The following is a 21,990-nucleotide window of genomic DNA, read 5'->3' on the forward strand; positions in this document are numbered from 1 at the left end:
TGTTTGCGGCGCCTTGTTCGCGGCGCCTAGGTGCTATGGCTTCTCAACCATCCAGCACCCACGAAAGTTCCCGATACGCTCGCGCGCCTACTTCGCGTCCGTCGGCAGGAACGCGCTCACCTTGCGGACGAGATCGGCCACGTTCTGTGCGCCGATGCGCTCCATCACCCACGCGCGATAGGTTTCCACGGTGCGCGGGCTGATGTTGAGCTTCGCGGCGATCTGCTTGTTCGACATGCCGGAGGCGACGAACTCGAGAACTTCGCGCTGGCGCGGAGAGAGAGCCTTCAAGCGCTCGGCGATGTCGTCGCGCTCGTTGGTCTCGCTGGTGCGCTGGCGGCCCTTCTCGACGGCATCGGACACGCTGGCGGCGAGACGCTCGCCATCGTAGGGCTTCTCGAAGAAATCGAATGCGCCCTGCTTCAACGCTTCGACGGCCATCGAGACGTCCGCATGGCCGCTGATCAGAATGAGCGGGGCTTCGTGATTGCGCTGCTTCAGCTCGCGCTGCAGCTCAAGGCCGGTCATTCCCGGCATCCGCACGTCGGCGACAACACATGCCGGCCGGGCGCTCGGCAACTCGTCCAAAAAGGCCTCGGCCGATTCATAGCACGCGACGGGAATGTCACGGCTCTCGATCAGCAGCCGCATCGAATGCAGCACTGCGGAATCGTCATCGATCAAAGCTACGGTCACTTGCTTTCCTCGCGTTTCATTTCGGGTTGGCTGTAGGAAGTGTAAAGGAAACCGATGCGCCCCCGCCAGTGCTTTCGACCAAAAGCTGGCCTCCGTGCGATTCCGCGGTTGAACGCGCGAGCGCCAGGCCCAGGCCGAAACCCTCTTCTTTTGTCGTTGTAAACGGCGTTAGGGCCCGCTCCAGGATATCCGGATCGAATCCGGGTCCGTTATCACGGACGGTCACAACTACGCGAGACGTGCCAGACAGCTCCGCCTCGACGATGATCCTGCCGTCGGGCCGGGCTCCTGAGGTAATGGACTCGGCCGCATTGCGGATGAGGTTGATCAACACCTGCTGGATCTGCAGGCCGTCGCACATCACGTTGGGCAACATTCTCGGCGCGCGCGTTTCGAGCGTCAGGTTCTTCGCCTGCGCGTCGAGCTGGCAATGCGAGATCGCTTCGCGGATCAGGTCCGTCACCGAGTTCACGCGCATCTCGTTGTGGCCGAGACGGATCAGGTCCCGCAGGCGGCGCACGACCTCCGCCGCACGATCGACCTGGGCGACGGCGTTCTTGGCGGCTTCGCGGGCGGCCTCGTTGTCGGGCGGTTGCTTCTCGACGGCCATCTTGGCCAGGCGCGTGTAGTTCGAAATGGCGGTCAGCGGCTGGTTGATCTCGTGAGCCAGCGCTGCCGCAAACGCGCCCATGGTGTCGAGGCGCGCGGCGCGCTCGAGCGCTTCCTGGTTCTGGCGCAACTGGGCCTGCGTCTTCTGCTGCTCGTTCACCACGGCGCCGATGGTAAGGCCCGTCAACGACAGCACGATCATCAGCGCCTGATAGGCGGTGATGTCGCTCGCGTTCACGCCGGCATAGTGCATGGCGGTCATCAGGCCGATCTGCGCGATCACCAATCCCGGCGCCACGCCTTCGAGGCCAAACCGCACCGCCATCCACATGACCGGCAGGAAGAACAGGTAGAACTGCTTGACGCGGAACGTGTCAGAAAGGCCGAAAACCGCGGCCAACGTGAGGGCCAGCACGATGATCACCGCGGCCAGCTCGAACGACGGCACGAGGACGCGCCGCCGCGTGGACACGATGAGCAGGAACGGCGTCAGAACCGTCACGCCGATCATGTCGCCGATCCAGAGCTGCGTTGCGGTCATCAGGAAATCGCCGCTCGGCACGAGGCCGAAGGCCGCGAGCAGTCCGACATACGTCAGCGCGACGGCGCCGGTGCTGACCAGCGCGACCGCGATCAGCAGCACGAGCGAGCGCTTGGTGCTGAGGGTCCGGTCGAAGGCGACGCTCGGCATGTTGAGGATGCTGGTCGCGATGCCGTAGCCGGCGCCGACGATCAATGCGCCAAGCACATGGACGATCACGGGCAACGGCAGGTCGAGCACGAGCGCGTTGGTGACGAGCGGGGCGATGAACAGCCACGGCACATACTCGCGACCGAGCAGCAGCACGAGCGCGAAACTGACGCCGGTCGCCGGGTTCCAGGGCGTCACGCCGACGGTGGCGATGGGGCTGATGAAGCTCAGCCAGTCCAGCAGCGCGTAGCTTGCGACGTAGGCGAGACCGATGAGGACCGGCGGATGAGACAACAGAGCCGCCACAGGAAGTTTTCTTGCAGTCGCTTCCTGACCCCACCCGTGCATCGCTTTTTGCGCTTCAGGCATGTCCGTCAAAGTACCCAGGGTTCCTTCCCGACAGATGGCACCTGCGGTGCGCACCCTCAATTGCAGCAACGTCGAATGCAGTGATGCCTAGCAGGTCGCGGAGACCGCGTCCGCACGCTGGAAGTGAAACTCTATATCAATCCGCATCACGGCGATCGACACGAGAGCCGGGAACGGACAGCAGGCGCTACGGGAAAATAGTGTGTTTGACCCGCTAGTGTAAGGGCTTAGCGCGCCGTGCCACGCACTCTGCGCGCTATCGAGGGGAAACTACGTCAGTATTTTCAAGCCTCCTAAGCTCACCGTATTGGCCAGCGCGAAGGCCCGCCGCTCCACCGAAATGGCGCGACCCCGAGGTGCTCGCGAGCCTCGGGGTCGTCGTTGTTCTGAACTCGTGTGCGGGCTGTCGCGCCAGCCCGCGCACGTCGTGAGCATCAGGCGGCTAGACCGTCGCCGCGGCGAGCGCCTGATCGAGATCGGCGAGAATGTCGTCGATGTGCTCGATGCCGACCGAGAGCCGGACGTATCCATCCGTTACGCCGGTCGCGATCAGTTCCTCGCCCGAGAGCTGCGAATGCGTCGTCGAGGCGGGATGGATCGCGAGGCTGCGCGTGTCGCCGATATTCGCGACGTGATAAAACATCTTGAGCGCATCGATGAAGCGACGGCCTGCCTCGCGCCCCTGCTTGAGCTCGAAGCCCACCAGTCCGCCCTCGCCGCCCTTGAGATAGCGCGCCGCGCGTTCGCGCTGCACGCCGGTCTGCTGCGACGGGTGGATGACACGCGTCACCTCCGGATGCTTCGCCAGCCATGCGGCAACCGCTGCGGTATTCTCCGAATGACGCGCGATGCGCAGCGTCACCGTTTCCACGCCCTGCAACAGCAGGAACGCGTTGAACGGCGAGAGCGCGGCGCCGAGATCGCGTAGCAGCGTCGTGCGCGCCTTCAGGATGTAGGCGATGGGACCGAGCGGCTTGACCGCCTCCGTCCAGATTGCGCCGTGATAGCTCGGATCCGGCGTGTTGAGCGCGGGCTGGCGTTCGGCGTGGGCCGCCCAATCGAAATTGCCGCCATCGACGATCACGCCGCCGATCGACGTGCCGTGTCCGCCGAGATACTTCGTCGACGAGTACACTACGATTGCCGCGCCGTGATCGAGCGGCCGGCACAGGATCGGGGCTGCGGTGTTGTCGACGATCAGCGGAATGCCGAGCGGGCGGCCGATGGCTGCGATCTCTGCGATCGGCAGCACAGACAGCTTCGGGTTCGGCAGCGTCTCGGCGTAGTAGGCGCGCGTGCGGGAGTTGGTCGCGCGGCGGAAGTTCTCGGGATCCGATGGATCGACGAAGCGAACTTCGAGCCCCTGGTTCTTCAGCGTGTTGGCGAACAGGTTCCACGTTCCGCCGTAGAGATCCGTCGAGCTCACGATGTTGTCGCCCGCGTGCGCGACGTTTTGCACGGCGTAGGCGGACGCCGCCTGACCCGATGCGAGGGCGAGCGCGGCGACGCCGCCGTCGAGCGCGGCAATGCGCTTTTCCAGCACATCCGTCGTCGGGTTCATGATGCGCGTGTAGATGTTGCCGAGCTCCTTCAGGGCGAAGAGGTTCTCGGCGTGCTCGGCGTCGCGGAACTGGTAGGACGTCGTCTGGTAGATCGGCACGGCCACGGCGCCGGTGGTTGGGTCAGAGCGCCAGCCTGCATGCAGCGATAGCGTTTCGGCGCGCGGCGCCGTGCTCTTGGTCGTGCTCATCGTGTGGTCCTCCCGAACCGCCGTTTTCGACAGGCGACACGTCTAGCGCACCACGGCGTCCGCGTCAGGGGGAGGCGTGCATATTCCGACTAAAGGGATAGTGCGGGCCAACATAAGCAGCGGCGCCGGCCAACTTCGCGGACGGCCGCCTTACAGGCGGCGCTCGGTCGTGGCTTCGTCGCAGTCACCGGCGACAGCACCGATCAAACGGCGGACTTGCTTGAAGAACGCGATCATTGTCACCTCCTGTCAATTGGCTCGGGGACGCAACTCACTCGGAACGCAAACCACTCGGGACAGAACTCACTTGGTCAAAATCAAGCGGCCGTTAGCCGTAATGCGAAGGAGATAATCGGCGCCCCCGTGTTCGAGGATCGCCTCACGGCCGCCATTCATCAGGTCGGACACCTTGTGGCGCACGATCGATGAGGCATCAGGTGGTGGTCCGGACCGCGGTCCGGAGTTCTGCTTGTCGGTGTCTCCGGACATCAGTCTTCCGCATGTGAATTGGGCGCGGCGTTGTGGCGCCGATCTATTGTTGACTATTTATATCCAGATTATTATGGTCTGCAAGTCCGCATCGTGATTTGCCTGTTTCGCCGCAGGCGCGTTCGGCGTCTAACCCGCCGCAAACGCCGGAATTCAATGATGCGTTCTGGGGACCCAGTTAAGCCTCCCGCACTGCCTGGGCCTCCACATTGGCGGCAGCGTACCTTTCCGATCGTTCTTCCGAGATCGGGTGGTCGCTGCCGCCGCCCTTTTTATTCATGCGTTCGTTCAGAGCGCGCGTGACGGAGGCTGGAGCTGGCTCATGTGCACCGACGCAAATGCGCTCTCGCACAACTTCGATGTGAACGACCTCGGCGAGATGGAGCGGGAGTGGCTGCTTCTCATTCGTCTCAACTGCATGAGCTATGAGCACAACCGCGCCGAAGGCTGCGATCGTGCGATCAGTCATGCCGAAATGCGCTACGGCGCAGACAACGGGCCGCTGATCGCCTCGCGTATCACGGGCATCATTCGCGCCATGCGCGCCGAACGCAAAGGCGGCTTCGGGTATCTGTCGCCGCAGTGCCCGTCATGCAGGCTCAAGGTGACCGAGGACGAGTGGCTTCTGGTCCTGCTGTTGCAGGCGGGATATCGCGGGCACCGCGGCAAGATCGCGGACGCGGCCGCGGATTTCGCCGGACGCAGCGAAGCGCCCGCGCTCGCCGCCGCCGCCGCGCGCTTCGGGTCCGCCTTCGGGCCGACCGATCGCCGCCGGCCGATGGCGTCGCCGAGCCTCGCGCTGCACTAAAGTCTTTCTGATTTCTGTTGGACGTTGCGCCGCGTCGAGGCACGCGCGGTCTTTCGTTCTTCAGCTTTGGGGCGCGCCGGCAGGACGGCATGGGCGGCCCGTGGCTTTGCACTTGAACCGGGCGGCGCCTTCCATTTCGCACTCCATGGCGCGCTCTCCGGCGCTGTCCCAGTTTTCGTAGCCAGGCCCGAGTGCACCGGCGCGCGACGACCACCAGACCTGAGCGGCCTTCAACGCCTCTTCCTGCGTCGCTCCTGATGACTGGCCGCTTTCGACGAGCTCGCCGCAGGCGCGGCCCGAATGAGCCGCGGCCCCACCGCACGGGGCAACCGCGAGCGCCAGGGCGATCGAAAGCACCGGGATGCAGTTCAGCATCGGGCGGCGGCCGGGCCGGTTCTGACTAGACATTCTGACCAGACATGGAGTTGCAGGTGACCGCCACGGGTTGGCGAACGTGCAGGCGAATCACTGAAGCCGTCACGGCCAAACCCGCCGCACGCGGGCTGAGCTTGCCGATGGCGCCCCGGAATTTCCAGCAAAATCAATTTGGGCCCGCCCCAGCGCGCCATGATTTGCTCTGTTTCGGCCGATAGTGTCATGAGGCCGTAGTGTTTTGATGACCGAGAGTGATGGCTCTCGATTGCAGCCCCGATCTGGGGCGACCGGCTTTTGATAATTGGACCCAGCATGACCCTTCGCGCCGTACCTCTGCTTCTTGCTCTTCCCCTCGCCGTCTTCGGTCCCGAGCGCGCCGTCTCCGAGGTTCCCGCACAAACCGACGCTCCGGGCTTTGCCCGCGCGGAGCCTCTCCGGGCTTCATCTTCGCAGGTGGATGCACGGGCCGATGGGCGCATCGAGCTGGCCCAGAAGCAGCCGTGGGCACAGGGCAATCCCCCTCCTACGGACAACAAGGCGGGTGACGCCCCCGACGCGAATGCCGCGCGCCAGAACGCGCTCAAGCAGAAGCAGATCCAGATCGAGCAGGCGAAGCAGAAGGCGATCCAGCAGCAGCAGGACGCCATCCGCGCACGCGACGCGGCGCAGAAGAGCCGCCAGGACGCTATCCTCAAGCAGAAGCAGATCCAGGCCGAGCAGGCCAAGCAGAAAGCGATCCAGCAGCAGGATGCCATCCGCGCGCGCGACGCGGCGCAGAAGTCCCGCCTGGACGCCATCAACAAGCAGAAGCAGATCCAGGCCGAACAAGCCAAGCAGAAGGCGGTCCAGCAGCAGCAGCAAACACAGGACGCGATCCGCGCCCGCGATGCGGCGCAGAAGAGCCGTCAGGACGCGTTGATCAAGCAGAAACAGCTTCAGGCTGAGCAGGCGAGGCAGAAAGCGCTCCAGCAGCAGCAGCAAACGCAGGACGCGATCCGCGCCCGCGATGCGGCGAAGAACAACAGCTGGGGACAGCAGCAGAACTCGGGCAAGATCATCCGGGACCCGGCGCGCGACGAAGCGCTCAAGGCGCGGGACGAAGCGGTGCGCCAGAAGCAACTCGATGCGGAGGCCGCGCGCCAGAATGCGCTCAAGGCGCGGGACCAGGCGGTGCGCCAGAAGCAGCTCGATGCGGATGCCGCCCGCCAGAACGCGCTCAAGCAGAGGCAAGGCGCCGGGCCGCGGCCCACATGGGGCACGCCGCCGAAGGCGTTCGATCGCGGCGCGGCAGACAACGAATTCCAGCGCGCCCGCGACCAGGCGCGTGACTTCCACTCGCACAAACCCGGCGACAGGTCTCACGGCGGCGGGCGCGAGGTCGAGAATTTCCGCCCCGATGGCACGCGGAAGTTCGAGGACATTCGCAAAGGCCGCAAGGAGCGCACGCTGTTCGACGGCAAACGGCGCGACATCATCGAGCCCGACAACCGCGTCATCGTGCGCCAAAACGACCGCTCCTTCATCCGTCACGACGAGAGCCGCCGATTCCAGCGGACAGGCCGGGAAGTCCGGCGCGAGCGGCGCAAAGACGGCCTGACGATGATCGTGACGATGGGCCTCGCGGGCGCCCTCATCTATTCGCTGCAGGATGACGACGGGCAGCTCTATCGCCGCAGCCGCAAGGATCGGGATGGACGAGAGGTCGTGCTGATCGACAACCGCAACTACTACGGCCGCCATCGTCACTCGCGGTTCGACGAGGAGCGCGACTACCGCGACGCCTACGTCGACCTTCCCCCGCCGCGCGTGCGCATTCCCGACGACGAGTACATCGTCGACTACGACCGCGCCTCGCCCGACGTCGTCTACGACACGCTGATGGCGCCGCCCGTGGAACGCCTCGAACGCGGCTATTCGCTCGACGAAGTACGCCACAGCTACTCCGTGCTGGAGCGCATGCGGCGCGTGGATCTCGATGCCGTCAATTTCGGCTTCGGTTCCTGGGAGGTCGGCGAGGATCAGTATCCGAAGCTCGAGAGCATGGCGCAGGCGATGCTGCGCATCATCAAGCGCTCGCCGGACGAGGTGTTCCTGATCGAGGGCCACACCGACGCCGTCGGCTCCGACATCGACAACCTGTCACTTTCGGACCGGCGCGCGGAAACGGTGGCGATCATCCTGTCGGACGTGTTCGACGTGCCGCCGGAGAACCTGACGACACAGGGCTACGGCGAGCAGTACCTCAAGGTGCCGACGGAAGAGCCGTCGCGCATCAACCGCCGCGTCTCGATCCGCCGCATCACGCCGCTGCTTTCGAAGGAAGGCTGGAACGACGTCGATTGACGAACGCCTCGTCGCCCGGCCGGCCCAAAAGCCGGCTGGGCGAATGCGGCCTCAAGCGTGCGCCGGTTCAGAAGCTGCTGCTCGTTCTGAAGGTGGATCGGCTGGAAGGCGGTTTCCGCCAGGAGCGTTCCTTAGCGCGCAGGATCGGTGGGGCGGCCCCACCTGCAAGCTCAACGGCGCTAGGGAAAATGGTGGAGAGGGCTGGATTCGAACCAGCGTAGGCGAAGCCAACGGATTTACAGTCCGTCCCCTTTAGCCACTCGGGCACCTCTCCGTGCCAATTCGGTAGGCCAGTGTTCGTCCGCGGCATCACTGCGCAACGGCTTTCCATCCGGCCTATCAAACAAAATCGCCCTGCGCTCGCCGAGCGGCAGGGCAACGCCGTCCTTATGGTAATCCGGCCCCCCAATGTCAATTGGAAAAGCGGGCGAAAACCCGTATGGGTCTGGCGTTCGGCGGCTTTCCCGCCATCCGGAGCACACGCCACCATGAAAGACACCCGGACGGGCAAGTCAGACCGCAAACCCTGGCAAAAAGGACCGGGAGCAAAGCGCCCCGGCGGACGCCCGGGGAAGCCCTCCGGCGCAAAGCCCGGCGGATCGGGAGATCCTGGCCGCGGGCGACAGCCCCCCGTTGCGCGGCGCGACATGCCCGACGACGGCATCGTGCGCATTTTCGGTAGCCACGCCGTCGAGGCGGCTCTCAACAACAAGCACCGGCGCGTCATTCGCCTGCTCGCGACGGAGAATGCGGAAATCCGCCTCGCCGAGGTGATTGCCGCCCGTCGCGTGCTGATCGACCGCGCAACGCCAGGCGATCTCGATCACCTGCTCGGCGCGGACACCGTCCACCAGGGCCTGCTGCTCGAAGCGCAGCCGCTGGAAGAGCCGCTGCTCGCCGAGTTGATCCAGCGGGCCAAGACGCATGGTCCGCTCGTGCTGCTCGATCACGTGACGGACCCGCACAACTTCGGCGCGGTACTGCGTTCGGCGGCCGCGTTCGGCACGTCCGGTCTCATCATGACGCGCCGCCATAGTCCCCCGCTCAACGGCGTGCTCGCGAAGGCTGCCTCCGGTGCGCTCGATCTCGTTCCGGTGCTGCCGGTCCAGAACCTCGCCAAGACGATGGAAGAGCTCAAGGCGCAGGGCTTCCGGCTGATCGGTCTCGAAGGCGCGTCCGACGCGCGCCTCGAAGACGAAACCTTCGAGGGCCCGTGCGCGATTGTGCTCGGTGCCGAAGGCAAGGGCCTGCGCGAGCTGACCGCGCAAACGTGCGACCGCCTCGTTTCGATCACCACGGGCGGAGCGCTGCACAGCCTCAACGTATCGAATGCGGCCGCGGTGGCGCTGCATTGGGCGGCGGTTGCGCGGCGGCGCGCGGGCGCAATCTCCTGACGCGAAAAAGGGCGGCGCCGAAACCGGCGCCGCCCTCTTTGCTTAAAGTTCTTCCGTGTTCAGGCTGCGATCAATCGCAGTAGGTCGGGCGCCAGCACGTCCAGCGGCCGCCACGGCAGACCGTGTCGCCCCAACGGTTCTCGAAGCAGTGGCGATTGCGCCAACCGCATTCCTCGGGGCCGGGATAGCATCTGTCGCTGGCGCGGTAGTATTCGCGGTCGCGTGCATGGCCGTATGCGCCGAGCAGGCCGAGGCCGATTATGCCTGCGGCAACACCGGCCGCCACGCGCCCACCGTTACCTGCTTCGGCCGGCTGAACAGACGACACAGCTACGCCGGCCATCAACGCGACAGCCATCAGTGCGTTCATAAGTTTCTTCATCATGGGTCCAGTCCCAATCTCACGAGTGATCCGCGCTGACAACGCGGCGCGGAGCGAAAAAGTTCATGACGTCAGAAAACATCATGCCGCATGAATGGGGCGTGAACGCGGAATTCGCGTAGCCGAAAAACGCCAAAGGCCGCTCGAAAGAGCGGCCTTTGCGTGTTCGAGCGCCAACTTCTACCAGTGGCGATGAAGACGGCGGTGATGATGGTGATGACCGCGATGCCACTTGCGATACTTGACGTAGCGGTAGTTGGGATAGCCCCAAGCTTGGTAGTACGGCGGGAGCGCGGCGACCGGGCGGCAGCAGGCGCGGCGGTAGCGCAGCTCGTTCGTCGGGCGCCAGTAGCCCGAGTTGTAGTACGGATAGTAGCCGCGGGGCGACGCGCGATAGGCGTAGGGGTCGGTATAGAAGTCGCTGTGATAGACGTGGCGGTAGCGCGGATAGTAGCCGTAGTGGTGCACAACCTGCACCTCGCCGTAACCGCGCGGTGCGCGGCGATGGCCGGCCTCAGCCGCGACCGGCATCAGCGCCAGACCGACGGCTGCTGCAAGCAAGGCGAAAACCCGTAAACGCATGACAACCTCCTCGGGCACGAAACTGGAAACTCTAGGCCGCACGCTACCGCAAACCGCATAACATTGCTTTAAGCAACCGCATGCCCTGCCCGGCAAAGCCCGTTAGCGCGCGTTGTGATAGGCTTTTGGTGAAAAAAGCGTGAGGAAGATGATGTACAGGTCGAACATCATCGACCAGTTCTCGATGTAGTCCCTGTCATATTCCACGCGCTTGCGGATGACCTGCATCGTCAGTGCACGGCCCCGGCAGCCGTTGACCTGGGCCCAGCCCGTGATGCCGGGAACGGCCCTGGCGCGTGCGCTGTAGGTTTCGATCCACTGGGCGAACAGGTCGTCTTCCTCGACCGCGTGCGGACGCGGGCCGACGATCGTCATGTCGCCCTTGATGACGTTGATGAGCTGGGGAAGCTCGTCGATGTTCAGGCGGCGCAAATGACGCCCGATGGCCGTCAACCGGACCTGGTCCTGATCGGCGGGCGCCATGTCCTTGCCGTTTTCGGCCACGGTCATGGTGCGGAACTTCCAGATCTGGAACTCGCTCATGTTGTAGCCGCGGCGGCGCTGCAGAAAGAGCGCCGGGCCGGGGCTCGTGAGCCTGATCAGGATCGCGACGGTGGCGAGCAACGGAAAGAGCGCCACGAGCGCGACCGATGCCAGCACGATGTCGAAGACGCGCTTGCAGAACCACTGAAACGGCGCCAGCGGCGGCAGGGAGACCGTGAACGCCGACATCTCAGAGAACTGGGCAACGTTGGCGCCGGCATAGCGATCGAGCGGCACTACCGTTTGAATGTGGACGGCGGCCGGGATCCCGGACAGGCGCGCCATGACATCGGCATCGGCCGAAGCGGTGCCGGAGACGATGATGTCGTCCACCGCAAGCGCGCGTGCACGGCCCACCACGTCATCGACCGCCTTCAGCATGGCCGCGCGGGTTTCAAACAGCGTGGGCACCGGCAACGCCTCGGCGGCGAGCACGTGGAAGCCCTGCCGGCGGTTGGCCGCACGGGCCGTCATCGTATCGAGCTCGGCGGGCTGGCCGAGCACCAGGATGCGCCGCCCGCGGATGCTGCCGCTTTCGACAAGACGCGCGCGTACTGCCGAGACAGCCAACCCCAAGCCAGTCACGGCGGCGAGGCCGGTGACATAGAACACGGCCAGATAGGCATACGACAGCTCAGCGCCGTCGCTCGACAGGGAGGAGACCAGCGCAAGGATCAGCGTGGCGAATGTCCAGATCTCGACTTGGCGGCTCGGCGTGACGTCCGGCGCGGCGCCGGGCCAACGCGCCGACGTTTCGATCACGAGATGGGGGACCGTATAGAGCAAGCCGGTCAGCAGGCCCGCCATGACATAGGGCTGAAGGGTGCCGATCTGCCCCGCAACGGACAGCTCGAACAGCGCGCCGACGAGCACGGCCAGGACCGCCACCGTTGCGACGCCGAGAACAAAGACGGCCAAGGCGAACGTCGTGCTCGACATGCCACGCGGCAGCGGCTCGAATTCAGCGCTGAGGCTAATCGGTTTTCTTGAGATTTCCATGGGATACGCGACGTCAACCCTCTAGACCGCAACGGCGGCCGATTGCTTGAGCAACCTGCCGGATAGATGGATCAAAACGCGCCGCATCTCAATAGGTTGGTAACGCTTTCGTTAATAGCTGTGCCGTTGCCATCGTCTGACGTCTGTATTTATTGACAGATCTCCGCAGACCCCGTCGCGCGCTTTTATTCCCCCGCGCCAGCCCGCGCGGTAACCAAGCGCTTAACGACATGTTTCAATCGACGCGGATTGAGCACAATTGTGCGCGCATCGTCCCCCCGGAAAAATCCTTCGGTTCCAATCGAGCGCAAGTGATGTTGATGAGTGCGAACTACCCTATGCCTGCGCAAGATTCACTGGAGGGGCCACCGGATTTCTCAGGACTGCTAGCGGGGCTGCGGAAGCGCTCCGGCGAAATCCTCGCAGCGACGCTCATCGGTCTCGGCCTTGCCATTCTCTATCTCTTCATGACGGTGCCGACGTACACGTCGAGCTCGATCCTCTACATCAATCCGCTGCCCAATCGGGTCGTCAACGAAGAGGCTCTGAGCCCGACCATCAGCGGCGCCGATCTTGCGATCGTCGAGAGCCAAATTCCGATCCTCGGCTCTGACGCCATGATGCAGCGCGTGGTCGAGACGCTCAGCCTGGACCAGGACGGCGAGTTCATCGGCACCGGCGCGCTGACCAAGCTCCGCCAACTCATTGCGCCGTCGCCGCAAACCGCCCCGGCTAAGGCGCGGGCGGCGGCGCGGCTCGCGAAGATGGTCAAGATCCAGCACGTGCCGCGCACTTACATTGTCGAAGTGGAAGTTACCTCCGGATCCGCGGCGAAGGCGGCCCAGATCGCCGATACGCTCGTGAGCCTCTATCTCTCCAGCCAGACCTCGGCTCGGGCCGACGACGAGCGGCGCGCCAACGAACTCATCAACAGCCGCCTCGGCGAGTTGCGCGATCAGGTGCGCAAGGCCGAAGACCGCGTCGATGACTTCAAGCAGCGCAACCGCATCACGGTGTCCGAGGGCGGAATCGTCGACGAGCAGCAGCTCGGCAGGCTCAACGGCGAACTCGCGACCGCGCGAGCGACGGCAGCCGAAGCGAAGGGGCGGCTCGACGCGGTGCGCGCCGCGCTCGCGCGGAATGCGGCGCTCGACACCATGCCGGAGGCGGTGCGTTCGGCCACGATCCAGCGGCTACGCGAGCAGCATGCGCTGGTTTCGCGCCGCGTCGCGTCGCTCGAATCGCAACTCAAGGGCCGCCACCCCGTGCTGATCGAAGCGCGGTCTCAGCTCGCGGAAATCCAGGCGGAGATCAATGCCGAGCTGCGCCGCATCACCGGCGCGCTGTCGGCCGATCACGACATGGCGGCGCGGCGCGAGCGGGAACTCTCTTCGATCATCGAGGCGAGCAAGACGGAAGTCTCGCGCTCGTCGACGGCGCAGATCAAGCTGCGGGAGCTGCAGCAGGACGTGGCGACGAGCCGGGACGTGCTCGGCACGTTCCTGCAGCGCGCCAAGGAGACGCGCGAGCAGGAGCAGATCAGCGTTCCCTATGCGCGCGTCGTGTCTCCCGCGACGGCCCCGGCCATCCCGAACGGGCCGACCAAAATCATGGTGCTCGGACTTGGCGCGTTCGCGGCCCTCGGGCTCGGCGTCGTGTGGGCGCTGGCGCGCGAGCAACTCGCGCCCACCGTGCGCTCCACCTCGCGCGCGCCGGCGCTGAGCGGGCATTCGCTGTTTCCGGTTCCGACGCTGGTGACGGCGACGCCCTCTTTGCTCAAACTCGGGCGGCGCGATGAAAATGGAGATGGCGAACTCGGGCGGGCCCTGGTCGCGGTGTCCGAACCGGACGGCGCGGCTGACGGCGCCTACCGGCAAAGCATTCTGCAACTGCTCTCGGCGTTCGAGCAGGATCGCCATCAGGATTATCCGACCGCCGTCATGATGGTGGGGGCCTCGCACGGCACGGGAACGTCGTCCGTGGCGCTGGCGGTCGCGCAAGCCGGAGCCCTGCACGGCGAACGCGTGCTGCTCGTCGATGCGTGCTCGTCCGCGGCGACGCTGTCGGCGGCGCTGGCTCCCGATATCACCTTCGACTGGGCGGCGCTGCTCGCAAAGCCCGAAGCGTTGACGTCGCACACCGTGCGGGACGCGAAGTCAAGCCTGGCCTTCCTTCCGCTTGCGCCGGCCGACCTGCGCGTGCTCAAGCGCGCCGAGCGGCGCCGGCTTGCGGCCAATCTCGCGGCGGCTGCGCTCGACTACGATCTCGTCATCATCGACGCGGGCCCGCTCGCGCAGGACGAGTCCAGCTCCGCGCTGCTGCCGCTCGTCGACCGCATCGCCGTCGTGACGCGGAGCGGTGTCACCTCGCAGGCCGCGCTCGACGAAACGCTGCGCGTGCTGGCGCCCGTGCTCGACAAGGTTTCCGGGATCGTTCTCAACGATGCGGGCGCGAGGGCCAAGTAAAGGCGGCTACCCTGCCGACAGCGGCGCTCGCCGTCCAAGCCGGCCGTTTGCGCGCGCATGTTCGCATTGCATGGGCGACTATGGCGCAGCCGTGCGGCTGGATCGAACCGCCGGAGTTGCTTACGGTCGCCTGCCGTTCTCTGCAATCCGTGATGTCTTGCGTCCTGCGATCTTTCCTCCCGGCTTCCTGGAATTTCCAATGACGTCCCCCTCCTCCGCGCCTTCCCTGCCGCCGCCGATCCTCGCCCAGGCGGGCGATCTGCTCACGCGCTACGACGTGCTCTACTGCGATGTGTGGGGCGTCGTGCACGATGGCGTGCGCGCGTATGCCAAAGCCACCGACGCGCTGATCCGGTTTCGCGACGGGGGCGGCACCGTGATCCTGCTCACCAACGCGCCCGTGCCGGTGCACCGCGTCGTGGCGATGCTCGAAGCGCGGCACGTCTCGCCCGATGCGTACGACGGCATCGTGTCGTCCGGCGAGATCGCGCTCGCACACGTGGCGCAGGCCGGCTACCGGCGCGCCTATTTCATCGGCCCAAGATCGCGCGACGCGGCGTTTTTCGAGCGCTCGGCCGCGCAGGACGCCGACCTCGACACTGCGGATGCGATCGTCTGCACCGGACTGAACGACGACATCAACGAGACGGTCGAGACCTATCGCGACGTGCTGGCGCGCGCTAAGGCGCGCGGGCTGCCGTTCGTGTGCGCCAACCCGGATCTCGTGGTGGATGTGGGCGGACGCCTGTTCCTGTGCGCGGGCGCGATTGCGGACGCCTACGCGCAAATCGGCGGCCAGGTGTACTGGGCGGGGAAACCGCACGCGGCGGCCTACGCGGCGGCCAAGGCGATGGCCGAGGGGCTTCGCGGAGCGCCTACCCGAAACGACCGCACTCTGGTCATTGGCGACGCCGTGCGCACGGATCTCACGGGCGCCCAGTCGGCCGGGCTCGACGCATTGTTCATCGCCGGCGGGATCCATCGCGGCGAAGTCATGACCGGCGATGAAATCGACGCGACAAAGCTCGCCGCGCTGTTTCCGGCCGGCGGCCCGCCCGCGCTTGCGGCGATGGCGGGGCTTGCCTGGTAAGCTAGAGCTTGTGCGCCATGCGGCGGCGCTTGGTCTCGAGATACTGCTCGTTGTGCGTGCCGGGGCGAACGACGAGCGGAATGCGATCGACGATCTCGATGCCGGCTTCGACGAGCGCATCGACCTTGGTCATGTTGTTCGTCATCAGCCGGATCTTGTTGAACCCGAGGCTCAGCAGGATTTCCGCCGCGAGCTCGTAGTTGCGTGCATCGATGGGCGCGCCGATCTCGATGTTGGCGTCGACCGTGTCCAGCCCCTGGTCCTGCAGCGCGTATGCGCGGATCTTGTTGAACAAGCCGATGCCGCGGCCCTCATGATACGGCAGGTAGACCAGCACGCCGTTCGGCGTCACGCTGATGCGGCGCAGAGCGACCTCGAGCTGGTCGCGGCAGTCGCACCGCAACGAATGGAAGATGTCGCCCGTCACGCATCCGGAATGGACGCGAACGAGCGGAATCTCGTCCGCCTCGGCGCCGGTGCCGCGGTTAATGAGGGCCATCGCCTGGGAATGTTCGTCCTTGCCTTCGTAGGCACGCGCCTCAAACACAACCTCGACGCCATCGAGCTCGATCGGCAGCATCGTGTGCGCCGAACGATCGGTGTCGAGTTGCTTCGGCTGGACGCCGCTCAGCGGCATCTTGCCCTCCATCGTGTCAGTTTTCGTGGACATTCGTCCGGCCTGGTCCCGGCTCCGGGACGACATGTTGTAGCACATTGCCCCGTCCACAAGATGCGAATTGGACGCGGGCATCGGGGTCCGTATAGCATGGCTTCTTCGCAAACGCACAAGGGCGGCGCGCATCGATGAAACATGGCCTTTTGCTGTTGACACTGCTGGCCTCCCTCTGTTCCTCCCCTGCCCGCTCGACCCCCACGGGAACGCCCTCCGCCGACCGCGCCATCGAAGCCAAGATCACGGCACTGATGGCCCGCATGACGCTCACCGAGAAGGTGGGCCAGCTCAATTTTCCGTCCTATGCGTTCCCGCGCGAGCCCCAGCTCGAAGCGGTCCGGCAGGGGCGCATCGGCGGCCTGCTCAACGTGGTCAATCCGGCGCACGTGAAGGACTTCGAGGCCGTGATCCAGGCCTCCCGCCTCAAGATCCCGCTGCTGTTCGCCATCGACGCCATTCACTCTTTCCACATCGCGTTTCCGACGCCGATCGCGTGGGCCGCAACGTGGCGGCCGGAGCTGGCCGAGTCCGCGGCGGAAGCCATTGCGCTCGAGACGGCGCAGACGGGCGTCAACCTTACATTTGCGCCGATGATCGATATCTCGCGCGATCCCCGCTGGGGGCGCGTGATCGAGGGGGCCGGCGAGGATCCGATGCTGGGGGCGGCCTTTGCGGCGGCCCGCGTGCGCGGCTACCGGAAGGGCGGCCTCGCAACCTCGGCCAAGCATTTCGTGGGCTATGGCGCGCCTGAAGGCGGGCGCGACTACAACGGCGCACAGATCTCGGCGCCCGAGCTGTTCGACCGCTACATCCCCCCGTTTCAGGCGGCGATCGAGGCAGGCTCGGAAACGGTGATGGCCTCGTTCAACACCGTGAACGGCGTGCCCGTTACGGCCAACCGCCGGCTCATCACCGACGTGCTCAAGACGCGGCTCGGGTTCGACGGACTGGTGATGTCGGATTTCGCCGCGATCATGGAGCTCAAGAACCACGGCGTCGCCGCCGACCTCGCGGATGCGGCCCGGCGGGCCCTTCATGCCGGAATCGACCTCGACATGGAAAGCAAGGCCTACGACCGCCATCTGGAAGCGGCCGTCAAGGCCGGCAAGGTGCCGATGAGCGAGGTCGACGCGGCGGTGCGCCGGGTTCTGCGCGTGAAGTATCGCATGGGGCTGTTCGAGGATTCGCCCGGCGGGGTTCGCAAAATTCCAGCCAAGATGGACGAGGAGACGGTGCGCAAGCGGGCGCGCGCCGTGGCGCTCGAAAGCTTCGTGCTGCTCAAGAACAACGGCGCGACGCTCCCGATCACGAAAGAGTCCGGTACGGTTGCGCTGATTGGCGCTGCCGCGCTCGCGACAAAAGACCATTCATGGTACGGCCCGGCCGCTCTCGAAAAGCCGCGCACCGAGACGCTGCTCGACGCGCTCAAGGCGCGTATCGGAAATCGGCAAACGCTGCTGTTCTCGGAAGCATTCGCGGATGCATGCGGGCAGGCCTTCAAAGACAAAGAGCACGCGCTCGCGACTGCGCGCGCCGCCGATGTCGTCGTGCTGATCGTGGCCGAGGACTGCACGGTCTCGGGTGAAGGCGTATCGCGCGCCGACCTGACGCTCTCCGGCGTTCAGCAGGAGATGCTGGATGCGCTCGCCACAGTCGGCAAACCCATCGCGCTCGTCGTCGAGACGGGGCGACCGCTGGCGCTGTCGGCTGCCAACGACGAGGTCGCATCGATGCTGATCGCGTGGCACCCGGGCACCGAAGGGCGCACGGCCCTTGCGGATGTTCTCGTCGGGGAGACGGCGCCCTCGGGCAAGCTGCCGATGACGTTCCCCCGGTCAGTCGGGCAAATCCCGATCTCCTACAGCGATCTGCCAACCAGCCGGCCGCCGACGGGAGACCGCTTCACGACCGGCTACGTGGACGAGAAGCCGACGCCGCTCTACCCATTCGGACACGGCCTCAGCTACACGACGTTCGCCTATAGCGGGCTCAAGGTCAGCGCGCCCGGCGTGCGCCCCAACGGGAAGATCGAGGTTCGCGTCGACGTGAAGAACACCGGGCTGCGAGCTGGCCAGGAGGTGGTGCAGCTCTACACGCGCCAGACGGTGGCCTCGCGCTCGCGGCCGATGCGCGAGCTCAAGGCTTTCGAGAAGATCGCGCTCGAGCCGGGCGAGCAACGTACCGTGCGCTTCCTGCTCAAAGCGTCCGACCTCGGCTATCACGACGAGGACGGCAACAAGGTGGTGGAGGCGGGCCCGATCCGCGTGTTCGCGGGGGGAAGCTCGACAGCGGAGCTCGAAACCGGTTTCGAGATCACCGACTGACGCGTCTTTCGATCAAGCGAGCAGCCGCGCGTACTCGATCTTAGGGCAGCGGTTCATGACGACGGCGAGGCCGGCGGCGCGTGCGTCGGCTGCGGCTTCCTCGTGGATCACGCCGATCTGCATCCAGATCGTCTTGATGGCGAGGCGGTCTTTTTCGGCAAGTGCGGCGGCGACAACCGCGGGCACGGCATCCGGGCGGCGGAAAATGTCGACAACGTCGATCGGGCCTTCGAGCGCTGCAAGGCTGGCGTAGACGCGTTCGCCCAGGATCTCCTGGCCGTCCATCGCCGGATTGATGGGAATGATGCGAAACCCGCGCGCCTGCATGTAGGCCATGACGCCATAGCTCGGGCGGCCCGGGTCGTTCGATGCGCCGATCATCGCGAACGTGCGCTGCGTCCGCAGGATCTCGGCGATGTCCTCGTCGGGAGGGTTCGTCATGCGGCCTCGAACGGCAGTCTCACGCTGGCAACGCGCGGCTTCATGGTTCAGTCTCCGCTCCAGACGGGGGGGCGCTTTTCGAGAAAGGCGCAAATGCCCTCAGACGCATCGCGCGCCATCATGTTCTCGACCATCACGGCTGCAGCATCGTTGTAGGCGGCGGCGAGCGGCTGCTCGATCTGGCGGTAGAATGCGTGCTTGCCGATCGTGATCGTGGCGCGCGACTTGGCGGCGATGATGCGCGCCATGCCAAGCGCATCGTCCAGCACACGCTCGGGCGGCACGGCCCGGTTGATCAGGCCATAGCGCACGGCGTCCGCCGCCGACATCGCTTCGCCCAGCAGCAGCATTTCCATCGCCTGCTTGCGCGGCACGTTGCGCGACAGCGCCACCATCGGCGTCGAGCAGAACAGGCCGATGTTGACGCCCGGCGTCGCGAACGACGTGGTGGCTGCGGCGACGGCAAGGTCGCAGGTGGCGACGAGCTGGCAGCCGGCGGCCGTGGCGATGCCCTGCACGGCCGCGATCACGGGCTTGGGGCTCGCGACGATGTCCTGCATCAGGCGCGCGCAGGCCCGCATGGTGTCTTCGAAAAACGTGCGACCGCCGTCGGAATCGGCGCGATGGGCGGTCATTTCTTTCAGGTCGTGTCCGGCGCAGAAGGCCGGGCCCGCAGCGGCCAGAACGATGGCGGCCACGTCGCGATCGGCCGATGCGCTGGCGACCGCGTCCGAGAGAGCCGCCATCATGGCGCGCGAGAGGCTGTTGCGCTTCTGGGGCGTGTTGAGCGTGACGAGCAGGACGCCGGGCTCCGGTCGCTCAATGACAAGAAGCGCGCCGTTGCCCGTTGCATCGGCGCGCTCCTGCGATGCGGACGGAGCCACCGCCGCCGTCATGGCGCCGGCGTTTCGCCGTCGGGCGCGCTTTCGCCGGCCTCTTCGGGGATCAGGGCTTCAATCTCTTCAGCCCGCTTCTTGACGACCTCGATGTTGGCCGGATGCTTCAGCGGCTGGGCGGCGGCGATTTCCTGCGTCAGGTCGTCGACGGCGAGCTTCTTGTCCTCGGCGGGGATCGAGCTGTCGGCCTTGATCTCCTCCAGCTCCTTTTTCATCTTCTCGACCGGATCGGTGAACTTGCCGCTCGAGCGATCGAGGCCGTCGAGAATGAGCGTGATGTTGGCGCCGACGTCCTCGAACTCCTCGAAGCTGGCAAAGCCGTGCTTCTTGGCGATGTTCTCGAGTTCCTTGGTCAGCGCGTCGTCCGGCGTCTCGCCGCCTTCGACGAGCTTGCTGGCGAGCGGGGCGAAATCCTTCTGCGCCGCGATGAACGACGTCACCATCTTGTCGGTCAGCTCGATCTGCTTGAATTCCTGTGCCGCGAGGTTCGAAGCTGCCGCAATCGCCATGCCGGCGCCCAAGCCGACACATGCGGCGAGCGCCTTAAGGCGCGAAAAGAACGTGCTCATCAAGCGTCATCTCCCATTGTCCGAGACCGTGCGGTTTCGTTGGCTTCCCGGCGCGAACGCTACCAAAGCGCAGAACTGGGACGGATGTAAGAACTTCCGCGATCCACGGCGCTTCCTATTCACAACCCCCTTCACCGGCGCGATCCGTCGGTGCGCCGTTCTGGGCTACACCTCCCGGATCGCATCAGCAAGAATGTTGGTCGGACCCCGAAAAGGGCCGTCGACACCCGACTTTTATGCGGTAAAATATTACCGCGCTCGTGGTTTTATTTTACCACATTACTTATTGCATTGATATTACTAGTTTATATTGTTCTCACGCTCCATTGACGGTGCTAAGACAATCACGTACAGACCTGCCTTCCGAACGGCGCTCGAACGCGCCATCCCTATTCTCCATCCAGAAGGCAGGAGCGCTTCCCGCCATGAAAACTTTCGTCGCCAAGCCTGGCGAGGTCGACAAGAAGTGGATCGTCATCGACGCCGAGGGTCTCGTCGTCGGCCGGTTGGCCACTCTCATTGCCGTGCGCCTCAAGGGCAAGCACAAGGCACTCTATACGCCGCACGTCGACTGCGGTGACAACGTCATTGTCGTCAACGCTGAAAAGGCCGTGTTCACGGGCAAGAAGCACGAGGACAAGATCTACTATCGCCACACCGGCTATCCGGGCGGCATCAAGGCCACGACGCCGAAGCGCATCATCGAAGGCCGCTTCCCCGAGCGCGTCATCGAACTCGCAGTCGAGCGCATGCTCGCACGCGGCCCGCTGCAGCGTAAGCTGATGCGCAATCTCAAGATCTACAAGGGTGCCGAGCATCCGCACGCGGCGCAGTCGCCGACGCAGCTCGACGTCGCAAAGCTCAATCGTAAGAATTCGAGGGCATAACCATGGTGCAGGAAACCAAGTCCCTGGACGACCTGGGCGCCCTCAAGGGCTCCTCGCCGGCAGACGCGCCGGTGCACGTGCAGAAGCTCGACAAGCTCGGCCGCGCCTATGCCACCGGCAAGCGCAAGGACGCGGTCGCCCGCGTCTGGATCAAGCCCGGCAAGGGCCAGATCATGGTCAACAAGAAGGACTTCAAGGCGTATTTCGCGCGCCCTGTGCTGCAGATGCTGCTCCAGCAGCCGCTCGCAGCAGCCAACCGCTCGACCCAGTTTGACATCATCGTGACGGTCGCCGGTGGCGGTCTTTCCGGTCAGGCTGGCGCAGTTCGCCACGGCATCTCCAAGGCTCTCACCTATTTCGAGCCGGAGCTTCGCGGCGTTCTCAAGAAGGGCGGCTTCCTGACGCGCGACAGCCGTACCGTCGAGCGCAAGAAGTACGGCCGCGTGAAAGCTCGCCGCAGCTTCCAGTTCTCGAAGCGCTAGTCGCCTTTCTACCTACGGATACCGGCAACGGCCTGCGCTCCCGCGGGCCGTTGTTTTTTTGTGCGGAATGGTGTTGATCTCTGCCGTGCTGGAGCCCTGGTGGCGGCCGTTGAAACGCGGAGAGGCGATTATC

20 protein-coding genes and 1 tRNA gene are annotated in these 21,990 nt (G+C 65.2%); 8 read left to right on the plus strand and 13 right to left on the minus strand.

Going from position 1 to position 21,990, the window contains the following annotated elements:
- Nucleotides 1–87: 87 nt before the first annotated feature.
- The 4 genes from K2Y42_RS04470 to K2Y42_RS04485 form a co-directional block, all read right to left on the minus strand.
- On the minus strand, nt 88–696 hold the full coding sequence (locus tag K2Y42_RS04470) for a response regulator (protein ID WP_291148932.1): 609 nt from the start codon (nt 694–696) through the stop codon (nt 88–90).
- A gap of 16 nt (nt 697–712) precedes the next feature.
- Entirely contained in the window at nt 713–2,302 is a 1,590-nt protein-coding gene (locus tag K2Y42_RS04475; protein ID WP_291148934.1) for an ATP-binding protein, read from the minus strand.
- Between the two features lie 505 nt (nt 2,303–2,807).
- Entirely contained in the window at nt 2,808–4,115 is a 1,308-nt protein-coding gene (locus K2Y42_RS04480) for a PLP-dependent transferase (protein WP_291148937.1), read from the minus strand.
- Between the two features lie 303 nt (nt 4,116–4,418).
- On the minus strand, nt 4,419–4,604 hold the full coding sequence (locus tag K2Y42_RS04485; protein ID WP_291148939.1) for a hemin uptake protein HemP: 186 nt from the start codon (nt 4,602–4,604) through the stop codon (nt 4,419–4,421).
- A 322-nt stretch (nt 4,605–4,926) separates the two neighbouring features.
- Here K2Y42_RS04485 and K2Y42_RS04490 point away from each other — a divergent pair, with 322 nt between their 5' ends.
- Nucleotides 4,927–5,412 (plus strand): hypothetical protein, encoded by a 486-nt coding sequence (locus K2Y42_RS04490; protein ID WP_291148942.1) that lies wholly within the window; start codon nt 4,927–4,929, stop codon nt 5,410–5,412.
- 60 nt (nt 5,413–5,472) lie between these two features.
- Here the strand turns inward: K2Y42_RS04490 and K2Y42_RS04495 are convergent, their stop codons facing one another.
- Nucleotides 5,473–5,820, minus strand: coding sequence for a hypothetical protein (locus tag K2Y42_RS04495; protein ID WP_291148945.1), 348 nt, complete (start codon nt 5,818–5,820; stop codon nt 5,473–5,475).
- A 279-nt stretch (nt 5,821–6,099) separates the two neighbouring features.
- Here K2Y42_RS04495 and K2Y42_RS04500 point away from each other — a divergent pair, with 279 nt between their 5' ends.
- Nucleotides 6,100–8,130 carry an OmpA family protein gene (locus K2Y42_RS04500; RefSeq protein ID WP_291148947.1) on the plus strand — a complete coding sequence of 677 codons (2,031 nt, stop codon included), beginning with the start codon at nt 6,100–6,102 and terminating at the stop codon, nt 8,128–8,130.
- 189 nt (nt 8,131–8,319) lie between these two features.
- Here K2Y42_RS04500 and K2Y42_RS04505 read toward each other — a convergent pair.
- Nucleotides 8,320–8,404 (minus strand) — tRNA-Tyr (locus K2Y42_RS04505).
- Between the two features lie 214 nt (nt 8,405–8,618).
- Between K2Y42_RS04505 and rlmB the strand changes: the two genes are divergently transcribed.
- Complete coding sequence (gene rlmB / locus K2Y42_RS04510) at nt 8,619–9,524, plus strand: 23S rRNA (guanosine(2251)-2'-O)-methyltransferase RlmB (protein WP_291148949.1); 906 nt, start codon at nt 8,619–8,621, stop codon at nt 9,522–9,524.
- Between the two features lie 70 nt (nt 9,525–9,594).
- On the opposite strand, the gene K2Y42_RS04515 is transcribed toward rlmB, so the two are convergent.
- From K2Y42_RS04515 to K2Y42_RS04525, 3 genes are all read right to left on the minus strand, one after another.
- Nucleotides 9,595–9,909: a hypothetical protein gene (locus K2Y42_RS04515; protein WP_291148952.1), complete on the minus strand. Its 315-nt coding sequence runs from the start codon at nt 9,907–9,909 to the stop codon at nt 9,595–9,597.
- A gap of 177 nt (nt 9,910–10,086) precedes the next feature.
- Nucleotides 10,087–10,488: a hypothetical protein gene (locus tag K2Y42_RS04520; protein WP_291148954.1), complete on the minus strand. Its 402-nt coding sequence runs from the start codon at nt 10,486–10,488 to the stop codon at nt 10,087–10,089.
- Between the two features lie 102 nt (nt 10,489–10,590).
- On the minus strand, nt 10,591–11,970 hold the full coding sequence (locus tag K2Y42_RS04525; RefSeq protein WP_291148957.1) for an exopolysaccharide biosynthesis polyprenyl glycosylphosphotransferase: 1,380 nt from the start codon (nt 11,968–11,970) through the stop codon (nt 10,591–10,593).
- Between the two features lie 398 nt (nt 11,971–12,368).
- On the opposite strand from K2Y42_RS04525, the gene K2Y42_RS04530 reads away from it, so the two are divergent.
- Both K2Y42_RS04530 and K2Y42_RS04535 read left to right on the plus strand, forming a co-directional pair.
- Entirely contained in the window at nt 12,369–14,495 is a 2,127-nt protein-coding gene (locus tag K2Y42_RS04530; protein WP_291148959.1) for an exopolysaccharide transport family protein, read from the plus strand.
- Between the two features lie 199 nt (nt 14,496–14,694).
- A complete protein-coding gene (locus K2Y42_RS04535) occupies nt 14,695–15,585 on the plus strand; it encodes a TIGR01459 family HAD-type hydrolase (RefSeq protein ID WP_291148961.1) in 891 nt (296 codons plus the stop codon).
- Nucleotide 15,586: 1 nt separating this feature from the next.
- Here K2Y42_RS04535 and ribA read toward each other — a convergent pair whose 3' ends face one another.
- Nucleotides 15,587–16,255: a GTP cyclohydrolase II gene (gene ribA / locus K2Y42_RS04540; RefSeq protein WP_291148964.1), complete on the minus strand. Its 669-nt coding sequence runs from the start codon at nt 16,253–16,255 to the stop codon at nt 15,587–15,589.
- Nucleotides 16,256–16,389: 134 nt separating this feature from the next.
- Between ribA and K2Y42_RS04545 the strand changes: the two genes are divergently transcribed.
- Complete coding sequence (locus K2Y42_RS04545; protein WP_291148966.1) at nt 16,390–18,582, plus strand: glycoside hydrolase family 3 N-terminal domain-containing protein; 2,193 nt, start codon at nt 16,390–16,392, stop codon at nt 18,580–18,582.
- Between the two features lie 12 nt (nt 18,583–18,594).
- On the opposite strand, the gene K2Y42_RS04550 is transcribed toward K2Y42_RS04545, so the two are convergent.
- Genes K2Y42_RS04550 through K2Y42_RS04560 form a run of 3 tightly spaced genes read right to left on the minus strand, consistent with a single transcriptional unit; the run spans nt 18,595 to nt 20,488 of the window.
- Nucleotides 18,595–19,023 (minus strand): CoA-binding protein, encoded by a 429-nt coding sequence (locus tag K2Y42_RS04550; protein WP_291148969.1) that lies wholly within the window; start codon nt 19,021–19,023, stop codon nt 18,595–18,597.
- A gap of 47 nt (nt 19,024–19,070) precedes the next feature.
- Nucleotides 19,071–19,919 (minus strand): enoyl-CoA hydratase, encoded by an 849-nt coding sequence (locus K2Y42_RS04555; RefSeq protein ID WP_291148972.1) that lies wholly within the window; start codon nt 19,917–19,919, stop codon nt 19,071–19,073.
- Nucleotides 19,916–20,488, minus strand: a complete 573-nt coding sequence (locus tag K2Y42_RS04560; protein ID WP_291148975.1) for a hypothetical protein — start codon at nt 20,486–20,488, stop codon at nt 19,916–19,918. The genes K2Y42_RS04555 and K2Y42_RS04560 overlap by 4 nt, the downstream gene beginning before the upstream one ends.
- Nucleotides 20,489–20,913: 425 nt before the next feature.
- On the opposite strand from K2Y42_RS04560, the gene rplM reads away from it, so the two are divergent.
- Nucleotides 20,914–21,375 carry a 50S ribosomal protein L13 gene (gene rplM / locus K2Y42_RS04565; protein ID WP_291148978.1) on the plus strand — a complete coding sequence of 154 codons (462 nt, stop codon included), beginning with the start codon at nt 20,914–20,916 and terminating at the stop codon, nt 21,373–21,375.
- 2 nt (nt 21,376–21,377) lie between these two features.
- Nucleotides 21,378–21,857 (plus strand): 30S ribosomal protein S9, encoded by a 480-nt coding sequence (gene rpsI, locus K2Y42_RS04570; RefSeq protein ID WP_291148980.1) that lies wholly within the window; start codon nt 21,378–21,380, stop codon nt 21,855–21,857.
- The last annotated feature ends 133 nt before the right edge of the window (nt 21,858–21,990 follow it).

Source organism: Hyphomicrobium sp., from assembly GCF_019744875.1.
In the GTDB taxonomy this organism is placed as follows: Bacteria; Pseudomonadota; Alphaproteobacteria; order Rhizobiales; family Hyphomicrobiaceae; genus Hyphomicrobium_C.

Excerpts from the sequence above, each read along its gene's own strand:
- K2Y42_RS04495 (WP_291148945.1), bottom strand. The coding sequence starts at position 5,820 with ATGTCTAGTCAGAACCGGCCCGGCCGCCGCCCGATGCTGAACTGCATC.
- K2Y42_RS04530 (WP_291148959.1), top strand. The coding sequence starts at position 12,369 with ATGCCTGCGCAAGATTCACTGGAGGGGCCACCGGATTTCTCAGGACTG.
- K2Y42_RS04490 (WP_291148942.1), top strand. The coding sequence starts at position 4,927 with ATGTGCACCGACGCAAATGCGCTCTCGCACAACTTCGATGTGAACGAC.
- K2Y42_RS04500 (WP_291148947.1), top strand. The coding sequence starts at position 6,100 with ATGACCCTTCGCGCCGTACCTCTGCTTCTTGCTCTTCCCCTCGCCGTC.
- rpsI (WP_291148980.1), top strand. The coding sequence starts at position 21,378 with ATGGTGCAGGAAACCAAGTCCCTGGACGACCTGGGCGCCCTCAAGGGC.
- K2Y42_RS04555 (WP_291148972.1), bottom strand. The coding sequence starts at position 19,919 with ATGACGGCGGCGGTGGCTCCGTCCGCATCGCAGGAGCGCGCCGATGCA.
- rplM (WP_291148978.1), top strand. The coding sequence starts at position 20,914 with ATGAAAACTTTCGTCGCCAAGCCTGGCGAGGTCGACAAGAAGTGGATC.
- K2Y42_RS04545 (WP_291148966.1), top strand. The coding sequence starts at position 16,390 with ATGAAACATGGCCTTTTGCTGTTGACACTGCTGGCCTCCCTCTGTTCC.
- ribA (WP_291148964.1), bottom strand. The coding sequence starts at position 16,255 with ATGTCCACGAAAACTGACACGATGGAGGGCAAGATGCCGCTGAGCGGC.
- K2Y42_RS04520 (WP_291148954.1), bottom strand. The coding sequence starts at position 10,488 with ATGCGTTTACGGGTTTTCGCCTTGCTTGCAGCAGCCGTCGGTCTGGCG.
- rlmB (WP_291148949.1), top strand. The coding sequence starts at position 8,619 with ATGAAAGACACCCGGACGGGCAAGTCAGACCGCAAACCCTGGCAAAAA.
- K2Y42_RS04550 (WP_291148969.1), bottom strand. The coding sequence starts at position 19,023 with ATGACGAACCCTCCCGACGAGGACATCGCCGAGATCCTGCGGACGCAG.
- K2Y42_RS04560 (WP_291148975.1), bottom strand. The coding sequence starts at position 20,488 with ATGAGCACGTTCTTTTCGCGCCTTAAGGCGCTCGCCGCATGTGTCGGC.
- K2Y42_RS04525 (WP_291148957.1), bottom strand. The coding sequence starts at position 11,970 with ATGTCGAGCACGACGTTCGCCTTGGCCGTCTTTGTTCTCGGCGTCGCA.
- K2Y42_RS04480 (WP_291148937.1), bottom strand. The coding sequence starts at position 4,115 with ATGAGCACGACCAAGAGCACGGCGCCGCGCGCCGAAACGCTATCGCTG.
- K2Y42_RS04515 (WP_291148952.1), bottom strand. The coding sequence starts at position 9,909 with ATGATGAAGAAACTTATGAACGCACTGATGGCTGTCGCGTTGATGGCC.
- K2Y42_RS04535 (WP_291148961.1), top strand. The coding sequence starts at position 14,695 with ATGACGTCCCCCTCCTCCGCGCCTTCCCTGCCGCCGCCGATCCTCGCC.
- K2Y42_RS04485 (WP_291148939.1), bottom strand. The coding sequence starts at position 4,604 with ATGTCCGGAGACACCGACAAGCAGAACTCCGGACCGCGGTCCGGACCA.